Genomic DNA, 16,394 nt, shown 5'->3' with positions numbered 1-16,394 from the left:
GTCTAATTCAAGGAAACCGCACGGCCGTCGGCGGTCTCGCTGCTTAATGTGGCTTCGATGAAGGCCACCGTTTCCAACATCACATCCGTGGTCAGTCCGGCAGCCCCGGTTTCAAAAGTGCGGACGATTTCGCGGCACAAATTTCGATAGGCATAGCGCGCGGAAACATGAATCGGCACCACCGCCCGTTCACAAAAAGCAATCGCACCATACCGTGTCGCCCCTTGCAGCATTCCTCGCAGGGTGCCCACACGATCATCGCGCCAATGCCCCGTCACCACTTCGGCCGTCTTCGTACGCAAACTCGTGACTTCGTCGCAACCCGGCCCCATGACGGCGAACAACAATTCCGTAGGATGAATGCCGTAATGAAACAGCCCCGGATTGCCCGTCATCCGGTAGGCGGGGCCATAACTCACCGCCCCCACAACCGGACCATAGTCCGCGGTGCGGCGCTGGAATTCCAACACCTCTTCCGCAAACCGCATTGCAGAGGCGCTGAATACCGAGACGCTGTTTTCGTCCGCTAGACGCACGATTTCCCGAGCTGCTGACAACGAACACGAAAAGGGTTTGTCGACATAAGCCGGAACGCCCGCCGTTAAGAACGGACGGACCCGCTCTAAGTGAACGTCGCCGCACAAGGAGAGCACCAGCACGCCATCGATTTCGCCGATCATGTCGGTCGGCTCGTCGACGAGCGTCACGCCGTAATCCTGTAGTTGTTGGGAGTGCGGCGAGATTCGTTCCGGGGACATCGTCGACGTGCCGGGACAGCCGCTCACCACGCGCGCACCGTCGACGCATTGGTCGCTGTCCACGCCCACGTGGTTGAATCGTTTCGTGAACTCAACCGCGTGGGACGAATCGAAATCGACGATTCCCAATCGGATCATGCGCATCGACCACAGCATTTTCGCAGGGACTGCCAATCAGTCCCCACAAACCGTGGCCTCTTTTGAGAGGAGAGAAGAGTTGAGAGAGTATGTAGAAGTGGCGGGAGAATAGCGACGCGCCCCATTCCCAACAAGGCGAGTCCCGACCAAAGAACCGGCAGATTTTGCCGGTCAGGGAAAAGATCGCGACACGCCCGATTTCAAGATACAACCTCCCCACGGTTGTCCCCTCCCAGCCGCATCCATTAAGCTGCCGCGCATTGAACTCAAAACAATTCCCCACACCTTTCCCGCTGCGAGAGGTCGCACCATTTCTCCCTCTCCCCCTGGGAGAGGGCCGGGGTGAGGGTTTTCGCACAACAAATAAACACCCACTCACCACCCAGCGCAAAAAAGGAACAAAGCATGACCGGCAAACTCGACGGACGCATCGCACTCATCACCGGAGCAGGACGGGGAATCGGACGCGCCATCGCACTCGATTTTGCTGCTCAAGGCGCCCACGTCGCCGCCGCCGCCCGTTCACAAGACCAGCTCGACAGCCTCGTCAAAGAAATCACCGCTGCCGGGGGAACTGCGACAGCCTTCTCCGCAGATCTATTCAACCGCTCCGCCGCTGCGGAATTGGTCGCGGAGGTGAAGGCTAAAATGGGGGCAGTGGAAATCCTGGTGAACAATGCCGGCATCGGTAGCAGCGCCAAGCCCGCCCCGGTCGCTGAATTTGACGACGACTTTTGGGATAGCACGCTGCAGTTGAACCTCACCGCGCCGTTTCTGCTCTGCAAAGCGGTGTTGCCCGATATGGTCGCCGCTGGCTGGGGACGCATTATTACCGTCGCGTCGATCAATAGCCGCATCCCCAGTGTTCATGCCGCCGCCTACAACGCCAGCAAACATGGCGTGATGGGCCTGGCCCGTACGGTGGCCGTCGAATATGCCCGCGCGGGCATCACCTCGAATTGCATTTGCCCCGGCCCGGTCAAGACGGTGATGAACAACGCCCGTGTTCAATATGACGCTCAGCGCAAAGGTGTCGACCACGACGAATACGAAGCAGGGCTGACGCCGATCGGCGGACGGCTGGTCCCCGAAGACATTTCGCCGCTTGCGGTTTACTTGGCCAGCGACGATGCAAAAATGGTTACCGGACAATCCTATAACGTAGACGGCGGGATCGTGATGTCATGAGTACAGAAGAACACACAGAGCAACATCCAGAGCAGCAAGACAAGCAAAAAGATTGGGACCAGCGGTATCGCAACGACGACACGCCCTGGGACAGCGGCCTCCCCTCGGCCGAATTGCGCCGCGTGCTGGCCGAACAAAACATCGCCCCCTGCCGCGTGTTGGAAATCGGTTGCGGCACCGGCAGCAGCGCCATTTATTTAGCCGGCCAAGGCTTCACCGTCACAGCGATCGACATCTCACCCACCGCCATCGAAACGGCTCGCGCGCGTGCTACGGAGGCCGGTGTCGAGGTGAATATTGTGGTCACGCACATCGGCGGTTACGAATCTCCCGCCGAGCCGTTCGATTTCATTTTCGACCGCGGCGCGTTCCACTGCATCCGCAAGGTCTATTTGCAGGGCCTGCTGGTCCTCCTCAAGCGCGTCACCCACCCCGGCACGCGGTACTTAACACTGACCGGCAACAGCGACGAACTCAGCACCGACAACATGCCCCGCCTCCGCGCCGCCGACCTCTGCAGCGACCTGGAGGAGCTATTCAAAATCGATCAACTGCGAGCATTTTACTTCGAAGACGCCCCCGACCTACGCGGCCCGTTGGGCTGGTCGTGTTTGATGACGCGGCGCGGTGGGTGAGGATAAACTCCATGAAATAACGGTTTGGCGTTCACTATTAATGGGAAGGATTGAGCAACAATGAAACGTAATTATCTCGCATTCGATATTGAAACGGCCAAGATTCTCCCCAAGGATGTTCATGATCTGAAGGCTCATCGGCCGTTGGGAATTGCGTGCGCAGCGACGTTATCCAGCTTGGATGACCAACCCCGGCTCTGGCACAGCAAGTCAGATGAAGATACTCCCGCCGATCGGATGAGCCGAGAGGACGCTGGTGACTTGGTTCGTTTTCTCACAGAATCAACGAAAAATGGACTGACTGTCCTGACATGGAACGGTCTGAATTTTGATTTTGACATTCTCGCCGAAGAATCGGGAATGTTCGATGAATGCAAACAGCTCGCAATTGGGCACGTGGATATGATGTATCATGCCTTCTGCCAACTTGGGTACCCCATTGGTCTCGATCCCGCTGCGCGAGGTATGGGCTTGTCTGGAAAATCGTCATCCGTTCCTCAAAACCTGTCTCCACAGTTTTGGGCTGATAGAAAATTCAATGAGGTTTTCGACTACGTGTCACAGGATGTACGAACGACCTTGGAACTTGCTCGAGCGTGCGAAAAAAAACGCGTATTTCGATGGGTAACCCGAAAGGGAAGTGTACGTGATATGCGATTCGCTTCTGGATGGATGAATGTTGAATCCGCGATGAGTCTACCCGAACCGGATACCTCTTGGATGGACAATCCCAAACCACGATCCAAGTTCATGGATTGGATGTAGCAAGATTAGGCCCGGTTGTACCGGCCGTTGCGAATTGGATTTCAACTGACCGCGGTTTCGTCCGGCACAGCCGGACGTACTGGACTGGAGTTTCGGAGCGGATTGCTTGGCAAAACTTCAACAGCGAACTGATGGCCATTGGACAATTTCACATGAGTAGTCGTTTCAAGAAAACCCTTGGCATCTTAGCATTCCTGGTTGTGATCATTGCCTTATTCCAATGTCCACTTCCTCGGCGACTCAAGGTTTCTACACAGAAACCGGTTGAGATCGTCGTCTGCAAGAATGATGGAACACAAAACGTTTTTAATTTATGCGATAGCACACCAAAAGATAATCAGTGCGAAACTGTTCGGAGATGGATAGATTACAATGGAAAAGTACACTGGTGGCAGGCATCTTACAACACGTATGCCCCATCCATTTTAATAAGAACAAATGGAACGTCCCTGAATTGCTTGCCCTCAACAATCGTTTACAATGGCTCCAATGGGGCACAGTACATCCGAAAGACAACTGACGTCGACATTGCATTCTTGCATACACTCAGTGAGCAATAATAAGCCTTGTCGCTGCCCGTCCCTTCGGTCGTTTTTGACAACGCAGCAAGGCAGGGCCGGTTGTACCGGGCGTTGCGAATTGGATTTCAACTGACCGCGGTTTCGTCCGGCACAGCCGGACTTCTGAACTAGCAGGTGCTGTTCCCAGCTGATCTTAACGCTGACAATGTTTTGCGCATGATTGATGAGGTACCACTTAGTTGAGAAAATCAATTTACAAAACATTGGGACAAATCATTGATCTCTTGGATGAAAGCGACTGGGAGGGCGCGGCACATTGGTCATCATGGTATAAAAATAAAAGTGCTGCTTTAAGCCGAGCAAAACGAGGATCTGACGCTTTCGTCGCAATTCTAAAAGAGTTGCAAGTAACTGTTAGTGCCAAGGGTTTATTGGGAGATATCTACTTAACGCCAAAATGTGACCGAATGACAGATATTGAATTCCACCAATTGCAATGGAAGTTGCGAGAGGAACTATATGAGACCATACAAGAGTTATTGCCTGGAAGATAAATACACTCTCTTATGTATGCGTCAACACTAATGACGTAGATGGCTCCTATAGATTCACCCGAGCAAGGTAGCGACTGCCAATCACACCACCGGTCCCCTACCCTACCCAATCAATCTCCCGCAATAACTTAGACAACCGCTCCCCCTTGGCCGGGTTGATCATCCGCACAAACGCGACCTTGCCCGTTAGGTGACTTCGTAATTGTTCGAGCGTCGCTTCTGTCGGGGGTTCGTTGGGTTGTGGGAGGCACCCGGTGAGTTGGGAGCGGGGGCCGTGGTGGGCGCAGTTGTATAGTATCGCTTTGAGGCGGTCGAATTCTTTGCGGTTGAGATTGGGGTGTTCATTGACCACAATCCCGGCGACCTGTTGGCGTCCGCCGGCGGGCATGACTGCGGTTTTGCGGTGGCGGATGCTAAAGCCTTCGTCGAGTACGATCGCCAACAGCAATGTGCGGAATCGTGGGAGGCAGCGTTCCAACGCGCGTCCCCCGGAAAAGACAAGGTCGTCGGCATAGCGTGTGTAGTCGCCACCGACGGCGGTCGCCAGACCGGACAAACGGCCATCCAACCGCCTAGCTGCTAGATTGGCCAATGCGGGCGACGTCGGCGCGCCTTGTGGAAGATGCGCCGCCGCGTAAAGTCGCTCGACAGGTTGGCGCTCATTGGTGGCGAATTGTTGTTCAGCCACGCCCAGGATGTCGTCCGGCACCGAATTCGTACACAGCCCGCACAACAGCCGGGCGACCGCTTCGGGATAACCCACGGTCCGAAACAGACTCTTAATCCGCGATGGTTGTACCGACGGAAAGAAGTGTCGTAGGTCGATCCGCAATACGACTCGCTTTGCACTGTGCGGCTGGGCAAATGAGGCAATCGAACGCCCCCGGCGGAATGCGTGTGCGGCGGCGTGCGGCTCGATGCGGCCCAGAATCCACTGCAGAATCGTGCGTTGCAGGTCTTTGAGTCGTTGCTTGGGAATCTCCAACAATCGTCGCCCGCCGGTCCGCTTGGGAATCCAACGATAACGGTAATGCCGCAAGGCCTCGCGCGCTCGCTGCCGTTCCCGGCCATGGCAATCGGCAAACCATTCAAGTTCCGGCGACGAAAGCCCCAACCAATCGGCCAATGCTCCCGGCGTGAGAATCGTCGGCAGTTGCCAGTCGCTGGGAATCGCCGGCGCGGGTGCCATTACCGGCGGTGGCAAGTGGGCCAGGTTCAGCCGTCTGGGATAGCCGTCCTCTTCGGCGATGTATTTGTGAAAAACGGGGTCGCTGAGGATCAGTTTGGTGAGCTTGTGCAGTGTCGGCGGCGGCGGTTGCTCGCCACAGGCGCGAAGAATGCGGCCGACCAGCAGATCGACCGCCCGCGATTTGACGCGTTGTTCGAGAGCGGTCTGCACGCGCTGCGTGATGCCGGCCCGCGTCCATTCGCCCGAGAGAAACACCGTCGCCAATCCACGGGCTACCGCACGAACATCAGTCATGAGAAGGGGAGCGACACCTCACCGAGTCTCGTGCGGCGCGAGCGGATGTACGTGATGAGCGTACTCAAGCTCGCGCGACGAAATGCCAACGTTTGCTAAAAATCCCCGGGGTGACCCCGAAGAGACGAACGGCCGGAACCGCAGTTCCGCATTCGCCAAACTGAAGTGCCGCCCCCCGCAATTCAGACTACGCGGCATCTCCGCGCGTGTCAACAGGCAGCAATCAGCACAATTGTATTTGAACTCACGGCGCAGGATGGTCTACCAGCGGCGGACGGGTTGTGTTATTTTTTCCGCCGAACGCCTCGCTAGTCTCTTCAAGGAACCCAGCGCATGACCACCGATTATGATCCGATTGCCGAGCAATACCAACTCTCCAAACAGCAACCTTGGCGGAGGTATATCGAGTCGTACGGCTTGCTCGACTTGGCGGGCGACTTAGCGGGCAAGGCGGTTGTTGACTTGGCTTGCGGGGAGGGGTTTTATTCGCGGTTGTTGAAACATGGCGGCGCGCAGCGGGTGCTGGGAGTCGATTCGTCGCAAGGCATGATCGACCTGGCCCGTAAGCAGGAAGTCGAGCAGCAGGCCGGGATCGAATACCAGTTGAGCGATGTTCGTGAAATGGGACATGCCGGCGAATTTGATCTGGCCGTGGCCGCTTGGCTGCTGAATTACGCGTCGACGACTGAGCAACTCGAGGCGATGTGCCAAGCCGTCTCCGGTTGCCTCAAACCGGGCGGACGGTTTGTCACGATCAATTCCAGCCCGCTGATCGATTGGCTGACAATCCCGTCCTATCGAAAGTACGGTTTCGAGGCATTGTTCGGCAACGAAATGCGTCCCGGCGCGCCGATCACGTGGAAGTTTTATCTAGAAAACGAAACGTTCGACATCGAAAATTATTACCTCTCGCAATCAGCGCACGAAGAGGCGCTGCGCGGCGCCGGATTTAGCGAAATCAATTGGCGCCCCTTGCGAGTCTCTGCGGAGGGAACAGCCGCCTACGAGGCGGGTTATTGGGACACGTTTTTGACGGTGCAGCCGGTGGTATTTATTGAGTGTGTGAAAGGGTGAGCTGTGGCGAGGTGTTGGAGTGTCAGAAATTCATTCTTCCGGGTTCTCTAACCGTTCGATTGCCTTTTTGGCCATATTGCGAACGCGTTCTGCATCATCCTCAAGTAATGGTCGCAATTGAGGAACTTGCGACTTATCGCCCTCATTAGCAATCACGATGCAGGCCTTGAAACGCAACTCCTCGTCAGCACTCTTTAGCAAAGGCAAGGCGCCTTCAACAGCAACCTTGCCTAACCGTTCATAAATGACATTCCAGCGAATTCTGGTGTCTTCAGGGCGTCCCTTCAGTAGAATTGGCACCACTTGTGGATCGCCGGATGCCCCTAAAATTTTAAAGACCTGCCAACGATTTTGCTCGTAGGGGTCGTCGAATAGCGGTTCAACCTGCTTCCAATCCAGTTTGCCGCGTTTAGCCCACTTGGCCAACACTTCTAAAACCCACCCCCTGAGGTTTGGGTCGTTTGTTTTGACGAGCGGCAAGAGTCCGTCGACGACTTTTTTTGCATCGCTTCGCTTTAATTTAAGATCATAGTCTGTCAGGCGGTTCAAAGCAGCACGTTTTTCGTCTCGCATGCCGTCTTGTACGACCTCCAATAAAAGATCGGGATCTCCAGCTTTGCGTTGTTTGGGTTCGACGGTGTGTGATCCAGAGCGTTTCCACCAAATGCTTTCCACATCGAATTGTCCGCCATCATCAAACAAAGCTATGTGACGAATCATTTCATCATCGGTTTCCGGTTTTAATTCCACGCGTTGCCCATTGAACAGGACTCCCAATGCTTCGCCCGGTCTCAGACCATTGTGGGGCTGATCGTGATCAAATTCGAAATCTTCCGGCTTGGTCCAAATGACGGGTTCCTGTGTTTCAATGAACGCCAAGGTATTGGGCAGTCCATCGGTGATTTGCTCGAACTTTTCAATACCTTCCCCAAACACTGTCCCCGGCCCCGTCACGGCCTGGAGATGGGTGACGTTCGCGTCTGGAGTAGAATCGCGGGTGCGAAAAATCTTGGGCATTTGCTCGCTCAATGGCTTGTTGTGCGGGCTGTCCCATGGTTCGTCCAGGTGAAACTTCTTGTAAAGCTTGACTTCTTCAGACCCGCCAAATTCTCCTAGATATGGCAGGAGGTTAACGCGCCAACTTAACAACAATTTGCCATCGTCTGAGACAATGTTTTGTGGAAGTTTTGCATAGACATCATTGTAATTGTGCATCTGCAATCCGAGGATAGCGAACGCATAGGATGTCTGAAATCGCATTGCCCGTTTGCGGAGTACAGCGACCTGGTAGGCTGCGAGTTTAGCAATCCGCTGCAAGGTCTCGTTCGCCACCGGGAATTTGTGGCTGTTGACGATAGCAGTGGCCTCGTTCATTTCCGGCTCCAAGGGTTCCACCATGTTGGATAGGGAACGTGTCACTTCGGTAATCTCTGTTTGTTGGCCGGTCCCTAATTCATCAATCAGATACTGTTGAGTGTTCTCGACCGCAGTCTGTGTCGCCGCGAGGAGTTGCAACGCCTGTTCTTTCGCGACTGTTGCATCACCATCGGTATCCAGTTGGAGCGAAAAACCATCTGGGCGGGAGATATCCCACGATAGACTTGCCGTCTTCGTGCGATGCGAAAGACTCAATAAAATGTTGGAGGCGAAATCAGATTTGTCGCTAAGTTGCGTGTTGGCGAGATCGTAAAAATGCCTCAGCCGATCGACATCGATCGCTGCTGCAAATTGAGCTTGTGGGTCGTTCTGGCGATAGGCCTTAAATAGGCGGCTGTCTTGTTGCGGCCGTTTCTCCAGATTGAGCATTTCAAGCATTGCAACTGTTCCAAACGCCGCAACCATGGTTTTCTTATCGGGGAAGGCGATGGAAAGTTGCTCATAACTGACCTCTCGCGGCCAATAAATGTCTTCCTTGCCTTTCGCACGTTCCGCTCCAGGACTCAGTTGATTGACAAGTTTCTGTTGCGGTGCGTCAACGTTCATTTCGACGACAAAGCCGAGAGTCAACCCGTTCCCCCCCGAACGACCGTCAAAATATTTTCCGCTATCGGGTAAGAGCACTAGCGCGCATCGTTCGACATTGCTTGGCTTGATTGGGTTGCCGCCCTGAAGGTCAACACCGGGAAAAGTGGCCACGTCAGGTATTTCCAACATCTGAGTGGGCCGCATGACGGCGACAGCCAGCGCGTAATCGGGGACGAATTTCAGGTCGCGCGAGATTGTTTCGGAGACATCGGGTGGGCTGTCTGTATTTATCTTCGGGGAGTCTTGTTCTTTTGGTTGGCGGTCCGAAACAGGAGCTTGTTTTTTCGGACTTTCATTAGGCGTCGCGTCACTGGGCTGGTTTTGGCACCCGGTAGTGAAGAAAACCCCCATCATGAGACATATTGCGTGAGAACGAGAGTGGACTCCGCAACGAGCCAATACACCGACCGAGACCGTCAAGAGGTGATGGGATTTGCGACGGAGGTTCACAATGGGATACCGCATCAATCTCTCCAGGCGTCTAATTCGAAGGACCTTGGTCGGTAGGTGTAAAATTCATTGGCTCGTAATGTTGTGCCTGCAATGCAAATTTGTGGCGCACGGCGGTTACACAGCTACTCCACCGGGTTGTGCAATACTCCAATGCCGCCGATCTCGGCGTCGACCACATCGCCTGCGTGGAGGAAGGTGCCGGTGGTTTTGCCGACGCCGGCGGGGGTGCCGGTGGAGATGATGTCGCCTGGTTCCAACGTGACATAACTGGAGATGAACTCCACAATCGCGGCGACCGGGAAGACCATTTCGGATGTCGAGGAATCTTGCTTCACGTCGCCGTTGACGCGGAGGGTCAGTTTCATGGTTTGCGGGTCGGGTTGTTCGTCGGCGGCGAGTACGCACGGACCCATCGGGCAAAATGTGTCGTGCCATTTGCCGTGCAACCAATCGAAGAAGCCATCTTTGTCACGCTGCTTGCGGCCGGGGTTCGGTTTGAATTGGCGATCGGAAATGTCGTTGACGACCGTATAGCCGGCGACATAGTCCAATGCCTCCGCTTCGCTGACTCCTTTGCACTGCCGGCCAATGATCACGCCCAGCTCCAATTCCCAATCGACATGATCGGGCGAGACAGCCGGCACGCGGATCGGATCGCCGGGATGTGTGAGCGTTGTCAGCGGCGGCTTCATGAAGACATAGGGAAACGTATCGGCCCGTTCCTCCGCCCGGCCGCCCCCTTCTTCGATGTGGGCGGTGTAGTTTCCGGCCAGCAGCAATAGTTTCGTTGGAGCCGGAATGGGGACCAGCAGTTTCACCGAATCGGTCGGCACGGAGAGTTCCGCCCGCCCCGCATCGTCGAGGTTTTCAATCCGAGACTGCAAGGCGGCAACGGCTTCTCGCGATTCGCCGCAGGTCAAATACGGGAGCAGGCTGTTGCTCCCCGGCAGTGCGACACGCGCGGCCTGAGCGGCGGCCACGAGAGGAATCACGGAGGTTTCCGTATAAAAACCAACCGCAATTTGTCCATTCAGTTCGTATCGGCAAAGTCGCATGGGGGCTCCTCGTCACAATTTTCGGCAAAGGTTCCGACTGTTTAGTATCTGTTTCTCGATTTGTAGGTCCCAGTGTGGCAATCTGACGACGGATTCTCAATTGACGCGGGCGGGAAAAATATTTTCTCACCAAATACGAATACCCCTCAGGACGTATTATTAGGGAGCCCCCCAGGGGGCGGAGCGCACCGGCGGCGCTGCTGGTTACCAGCGCCCCGCTCTTGCCAGAATTTCTGGCTGGAATAGAATTCTGGTGAGCCGAATCGTGTCGCGGTACGTTGATATTCGGCGGCAGGCTCATTTGCTAAGAAAACTGCGAAGAAAACATAGATAAAAAATCACGCGCCCCACCGACCGGCGCGAGGAGTAGTGAACGATGATTGGTTTTTTCGATCCCAGGTATTTGCTGTTTGCGGCCCCTGCGTTTCTTTTGATGATGTGGGCACAAGCACGCGTGAAAAGTGCGTATCACCGGGCGATGCAGATTCCCGCTCCCTTGAGCGGCGCTGCTGCGGCGCGGCATATTCTCGATCAAGCGGGTTGCCAAAGTGTCGCGATCGAAGAAGTCGGCGGGCAACTGTCTGATCACTACGATCCACGGGCAAAGGTCCTGCGGCTCAGCCACGAGGTGTATCAAAGCCGTTCGATGGCGGCGGTGGGCATCGCCGCCCACGAAGCCGGGCATGCCATGCAGGATGCGCAGCGCTACGCGCCGCTGGTGATCCGCAACTTCGCCGTCCCAGCCGCCATGTACGGACCGAGGGCGTTTATGGTGTTGTTCATTGGAGGATTGATATTCAGTATGCCGGGGCTGATGTGGTTGGGTGTGATTTGCTACGGCGGCGTGTTGTTGTTCCAGCTCGTGAATCTGCCCGTCGAATTCGACGCCAGCAACCGCGCCAAGGCGGTGCTGGCGGACCTGAATATCGTCGACCGCGACGGCGCGCTTGCCGTCAAAGACGTACTCAACGCCGCCGGATGGACATACGTCGCCGCCACGTTGCAAACGCTGATGACAGTCCTGTACTACGTCATGATCCTCATGGGCGGTCGCAGCCGGGACTGACTTGCTGCGAAAAAACCATTCCGTCACCGAGTGTTACTGCTGGCTGGTCCAGCAGTGTTTCTCTGGTCACACCCATTGCACTGGCGGACAAGCCGCCAGTGGCACCCTTATTCGGACAGGCTGCTAGCCACCATGTGCGGCGGCGGTCATTGCGGCGGCCAATTCGCCCATCGCTGCGGGGCTTTTCTCAGCGGCGCGGACGATGGCTGAGCCGACGATCACGCCGTCGGCCAGTTTGCGGAGCGGTTCGACCTGTTCTGGGCGGCTGACGCCGAAGCCGACTGCCAGCGGGACATCGGTTTGCGTTTTGAGCCATTCGAGTTGTTCGTACAACTCCGGCGGCAGGTCGTCGCGGACACCTGTCGTGCCGGCAATGCTGATGCAGTACAGAAAGCCCGAGGCGAGTTCTAGAATTTTAGCCGTCCGTTCGCGGGTGGTTGTCGGCGCAATCAATTGAATCAAATCCAACCCGGCTCCGCGGACAATCTGCGTCATCTCTTCTGCTTCATCGGCGGGCAAGTCGGGAATGATGAATCCCACGAACCCGGCCGCTTTGGCCTTGGCGACGAAGGTCTCTGGGCCGACGCGGAGCACGATGGCATAGGCAACCATCGCGACCAAATTGGGGAATTTCCCCGTAGCGGACTCGGTGACCGATTGGACGCAGGCAAAAATATCGTCGACGTGCAGTTTTCGTTCGAGCGCCCGCGTGTAGGAAGCCTGAATCACCGGGCCGTCGGCGATGGGATCGCTGTAGGGAAATCCGATTTCAATCAAATCGACACCCTGCGCCGCTAACTCGCGAATCAAGGCGGCAGTGGTTTCGATATCGGGATCGCCGGCAGTAATAAACGGCATGAACGCCATCCGTCCGTCGGCTTTGAGTTGGGCAAAAGTCTTGCTAATCGGTGTGGTCAAAGTCTTATCCTTGCGAGGCGGGCCAAAGGGTCTGGCTGCGCCGATCGTCTCGTGGTTGCCTGTGTATTGTGCGTGTCTTAATCAATCAAATGCGACAACTCTTGCACTTTTTGAGAATGTCGCATCAAATCGTCATGCAGATCGGCGACATCCTCATAGTTGAGGCGGCGGGCCAAGGTCTCGAATTCCTCACTGTCGGTCGGAGGAACGGTGAGATCGCGGGCATCGCCGCGGACCATCCGCAAAGCGTCAATCAGCCGCCGGAAAAAGACATACGCCTTACGCAATTCCTTGCGTGTTAGTTCCGTCAGGATACCGGCATTGCGCAATGCTTTCAAAGCTGCCCGGGTATTCGTGGCCCGCAATTCCGGATCGGTGTGGCCGTTGGTGATCTGCATCCCCTGAACCAGGTACTCCACATCAACCAGCCCGCCGGGAGAAAGCTTGGCGTTAAACGTTCCTGGTTTGACCAATTCCCGCAGCTGGCGTTCGCGCATGCCCCGCATGGCGGTCACGTCAAACGGTTCGCCGGTGTAAATACAGCGATCCCGCAAGCTGACGACCTGCTTGCCGAATTCCTCATCGCCACCGATCGGTCGTAATTTGACCAGCGCCTGCCGCTCATAGGGCCACGCCGGGCTGCCCGGCATGAAATACTGTTCAAATGCCTCCCAAGAGACGGCCAGCGCGCCCGCCTTGCCATAAGGCCGCAGCCGCAGATCGATTTCAAAAATCCCCTTGCGGCGGGCTGAAATCGTGCGGGGAATCCGCTCGACGAGCTTGCGATAAAACTCGGTATTCGTGATTTGCTCCGGGCCGGTCGTCCGTCCCGCACCGGCGTAGACGAACATCAACTCGACGTCCGAAGCGTAGCCCATTTCGCGACCGCCGCACTTCCCCAGGGCACAGACAGCCATCGGGCAGGGAGAACCATCTTTTAACTTGGGATCGCCATAACGATGCAGCAAACGCGTCATGACTAGTTGATAGGCCGCATCGACGACGACTTCGGCAATGTCGGTCAACTCCGAGGCAAACTGACCGAATTCCGTGACATGCCCTAAAATGTGCCGCATATCCGCGCGGAACATTTCACGATCCTTGAATTTGTTTAGCCGCTCAACTTTTTCCTCACGATCCTCTGCCGATTCCAGCAACTCCAGCAATTCCTCCCGCAGCTGATCTTTGGTCTTGGCCGATTCCAAACCATCGACATCGCTCACCACGGGGAAGAGGTTCTCGTGCTGCATTCGCAAAAAGTCGGCCCATAGAAAATCGCTCACGCCCAACAAGCGGGCCAGTGCTTCTAAGACTTTGGAATTGGAGAGCGTCGCGATTTCATCAAGCCAATCATCGCGGCTGAACATCTGTTCGACGAATTCCCGGAAATGCAGCAGCGCCGATTCCGGGTTGGGAGCATTTGGCAATAACTGTGTAAACCATTTTGTGAGGACCGTCGCTGCGCGGAGTTCTCGTTGTTGCGCAGGGTCGGTGATTTTGTGACCTTGATCGTCGGTGATATACAGCGTGTCGTACACACGATCTTCGGATAATTGGACCACTACCCGGGCCAGGTAAATGTTGTTCAGCGCGAGCGAATTGGTCAGTTCATATAAAAAGCCAATCGTATCGGCCGCGTCGATGTACAACACCGTAAAATCGGCGGAGGCGTCGTTATCGATTTTGATATTCATTGGATACAGCGTCGTCGAAACGCCGGACAGTTGTCCCAATGCCAATCCCACCCGCCGCGCCAATCCGCCTTGCGCTTCGAACGGATCGCCGGAGTGCACTTTGGCGGTCAGTTCCAACAACTCCTCGGCGTAACGGGTCCACAACTCCTCGCTAATCACCCCCGTGTCGGGCCGGACCGTTAATACGGCAACCATTCTCTGCAGGTTGCCATGCCCGGCTGAACTGTCCGTGTAAGAACGGCTGACGACGTTGCCGGCGTCGATGTGAAAGCCATGCACAAATAACAAACCGCAGATCAACGACAACTGCCCCGTATGATCCACGCAGACGATGGTCACCTGCCAGCGTCCATCCTCATCAACGGTGGCAGCCACTTCGACCAGATGGTCGTTCGACAAACGTGCCGCCATCTGTTCGTGCTGCGCAGTTTCTTCCGGTGAGAACAGATCCGCCTCAGCGGCATCTTGCGGCCGCGCCGGAGAAGCCGCGGATTTGGGGACTTCGACGACCAGAGTATCGAGCGGGTCTCGGTCCGATTCAAAATGTTGTTGATAGACGTTGCGGATTTGCTCAGAGTGTTTGCGATAATGCGTGAGGAAATGAGCCGAGTCCTGAAAGTCCAACCGCCGGGCCAAGTAATTGAGTTCCTCTTCACTCTTGGGCAACGTATGCGCTTGCTTGTAATGCATTAGCTGCAGGGAGTGTTCGACCTTTCTGAGGAAGACATAGCCATCGGTGAGAATGCGGTATTCTTGCGCGTTGAGCAGTCCAAAATCCGCCAAGCGGACCAGTGCGTCGAGCGTGTTGAAGGTGCGGATCTGTTCGTGTTTGCCGCCGTAGGCCAATTGCAGATATTGGGCCACGAATTCGACATCGCGGATCGACCCGGCTCCCAGTTTCACCTCACCGAACTTGCGCCCCTTTTGCTTCAAATCGGCTTCGATCTGCTGCTTCATGCGATGCACGCCCGTACGGACCTCGTCGGGGGTCGTCACATAGATATCCCGACGGGCTTCGGCCAAAAACGCATTGCCCAGTTCCATTTCGCCGGCAATAATCCGCCCCTTGAGTAACGCTTGTTTCTCCCACAGCATGGCGTTGGTTTTGAGGTAATCCAGATACCCGGAAACTTTCGTCACCAGTTCACCCGACCGGCCCCACGGACGCAACCGCATATCCACGCGATACAAAAACCCTTCTTGGGTCGATTGATTGATTCCCCGAATCAGGTTTTGCCCCAACCGCCGGAAACTCCCCGCATCGCCGTTGGTCAGAAAAATCAGATCGATGTCGCTGCTGTAATTCAGCTCTTCACCGCCCAGTTTCCCCATGGCGATCACGGCAAAATTGTCCGGCTCTACATTCGCTTGCCGTGCAGCAATGATCAGACAGGACTGCACCAGCGCATCGGCCAACAACGACAATTGCACCGTGACGGATTTTAAGTCGGCCAAACCGAACAGGTCACAGGCCCCGATGCGCAGCAATTCCCACCGCTGATAGCGGCGCAGCGCGTCGAGTTGGGCGGCATCGTTGGCCATGCCGGCCATTGATTCTTGAGCCGCGGCAAAAAAATCCTGACGGCTTTTTAATTCCGCCAGATGCTGGTGCTGGGCCAACGGTGCAAGGTAAGCGGGGTTTTTGCGAAGGATCTCGGAGAGAAACTCGCTGCTCATATAAAGTCCGACGAGCATCTCCACCGCACGGGGCGAGTCCCCCATGAAGCGGAACATTTCCAGCTTGTCCGGCACGTTCTGCAAAAAATGGTCGAACTTAATCAACACGCCGTCGGGGTCGGCGATGTCGGCCATCGTAATCAGCAAGGTCGGCAAGCAGCGGCAAAACTCGGAACGATGCGGCCCCGCTTCGGCGATTTGAGTCAGTCGTTCGTACGCCGCTGCCGGATCGGTGAAACCAACGGTCGCCAAAAATTCTCGCGCGCCGGAATCGTCCAGTTCACCACGTTCAAAAAGTTTGCTGAAGCTTTGGTACATTGCGGCCTGTTATTGGTGCGTGTTTGGCTGGATTTCGGTAACTCCTGCACAGACAGGTATCAACTCGTTCGC

12 protein-coding genes are annotated in these 16,394 nt (G+C 55.7%); 6 read left to right on the top strand and 6 right to left on the bottom strand.

The features are described from left to right. Positions 1 to 2: 2 nt before the first annotated feature. Positions 3 to 902: a Gfo/Idh/MocA family oxidoreductase gene (locus tag Mal52_RS02655; protein WP_231962506.1), complete on the bottom strand. Its 900-nt coding sequence runs from the start codon at positions 900 to 902 to the stop codon at positions 3 to 5. A gap of 399 nt (positions 903 to 1,301) precedes the next feature. Between Mal52_RS02655 and Mal52_RS02650 the strand changes: the two genes are divergently transcribed. From Mal52_RS02650 to Mal52_RS02635, 4 genes are all read left to right on the top strand, one after another. Then, the gene (locus tag Mal52_RS02650; protein WP_145374139.1) at positions 1,302 to 2,084 is read left to right on the top strand and encodes an SDR family NAD(P)-dependent oxidoreductase; all 783 of its coding nucleotides are present in this window, start codon (positions 1,302 to 1,304) and stop codon (positions 2,082 to 2,084) included. Further along, positions 2,081 to 2,719: a class I SAM-dependent methyltransferase gene (locus tag Mal52_RS02645; RefSeq protein WP_145374137.1), complete on the top strand. Its 639-nt coding sequence runs from the start codon at positions 2,081 to 2,083 to the stop codon at positions 2,717 to 2,719. The genes Mal52_RS02650 and Mal52_RS02645 overlap by 4 nt, the downstream gene beginning before the upstream one ends. A gap of 60 nt (positions 2,720 to 2,779) precedes the next feature. Next, complete coding sequence (locus Mal52_RS02640; protein WP_145374135.1) at positions 2,780 to 3,484, top strand: ribonuclease H-like domain-containing protein; 705 nt, start codon at positions 2,780 to 2,782, stop codon at positions 3,482 to 3,484. A gap of 760 nt (positions 3,485 to 4,244) precedes the next feature. Continuing rightward, complete coding sequence (locus Mal52_RS02635; protein WP_145374133.1) at positions 4,245 to 4,559, top strand: hypothetical protein; 315 nt, start codon at positions 4,245 to 4,247, stop codon at positions 4,557 to 4,559. Between the two features lie 97 nt (positions 4,560 to 4,656). On the opposite strand, the gene Mal52_RS02630 is transcribed toward Mal52_RS02635, so the two are convergent. Beyond that, positions 4,657 to 6,042, bottom strand: a complete 1,386-nt coding sequence (locus tag Mal52_RS02630) for a reverse transcriptase family protein (RefSeq protein ID WP_145374131.1) — start codon at positions 6,040 to 6,042, stop codon at positions 4,657 to 4,659. Between the two features lie 333 nt (positions 6,043 to 6,375). Between Mal52_RS02630 and Mal52_RS02625 the strand changes: the two genes are divergently transcribed. Next, on the top strand, positions 6,376 to 7,116 hold the full coding sequence (locus Mal52_RS02625) for a class I SAM-dependent methyltransferase (RefSeq protein ID WP_145374129.1): 741 nt from the start codon (positions 6,376 to 6,378) through the stop codon (positions 7,114 to 7,116). A gap of 30 nt (positions 7,117 to 7,146) precedes the next feature. Here Mal52_RS02625 and Mal52_RS02620 read toward each other — a convergent pair whose 3' ends face one another. Both Mal52_RS02620 and Mal52_RS02615 read right to left on the bottom strand, forming a co-directional pair. After that, entirely contained in the window at positions 7,147 to 9,591 is a 2,445-nt protein-coding gene (locus Mal52_RS02620) for a HEAT repeat domain-containing protein (protein WP_231962505.1), read from the bottom strand. Positions 9,592 to 9,716: 125 nt separating this feature from the next. After that, complete coding sequence (locus Mal52_RS02615) at positions 9,717 to 10,649, bottom strand: fumarylacetoacetate hydrolase family protein (RefSeq protein WP_145374126.1); 933 nt, start codon at positions 10,647 to 10,649, stop codon at positions 9,717 to 9,719. Positions 10,650 to 11,025: 376 nt separating this feature from the next. Between Mal52_RS02615 and Mal52_RS02610 the strand changes: the two genes are divergently transcribed. Then, positions 11,026 to 11,715: a zinc metallopeptidase gene (locus tag Mal52_RS02610; protein WP_145374124.1), complete on the top strand. Its 690-nt coding sequence runs from the start codon at positions 11,026 to 11,028 to the stop codon at positions 11,713 to 11,715. Between the two features lie 123 nt (positions 11,716 to 11,838). Here Mal52_RS02610 and trpA read toward each other — a convergent pair whose 3' ends face one another. Both trpA and Mal52_RS02600 read right to left on the bottom strand, forming a co-directional pair. Next, positions 11,839 to 12,633, bottom strand: a complete 795-nt coding sequence (gene trpA / locus Mal52_RS02605) for a tryptophan synthase subunit alpha (RefSeq protein ID WP_231962504.1) — start codon at positions 12,631 to 12,633, stop codon at positions 11,839 to 11,841. Positions 12,634 to 12,710: 77 nt separating this feature from the next. Beyond that, positions 12,711 to 16,322: a [protein-PII] uridylyltransferase family protein gene (locus Mal52_RS02600; RefSeq protein ID WP_145374122.1), complete on the bottom strand. Its 3,612-nt coding sequence runs from the start codon at positions 16,320 to 16,322 to the stop codon at positions 12,711 to 12,713. Positions 16,323 to 16,394: the final 72 nt, after the last annotated feature.

The organism is Symmachiella dynata (assembly GCF_007747995.1).
Classification (GTDB): Bacteria; Planctomycetota; Planctomycetia; order Planctomycetales; family Planctomycetaceae; genus Symmachiella; species Symmachiella dynata.
The sequence above is the reverse complement of the archived record's forward strand: the minus strand, read 5'-3'. Positions and strand labels throughout refer to the sequence as shown.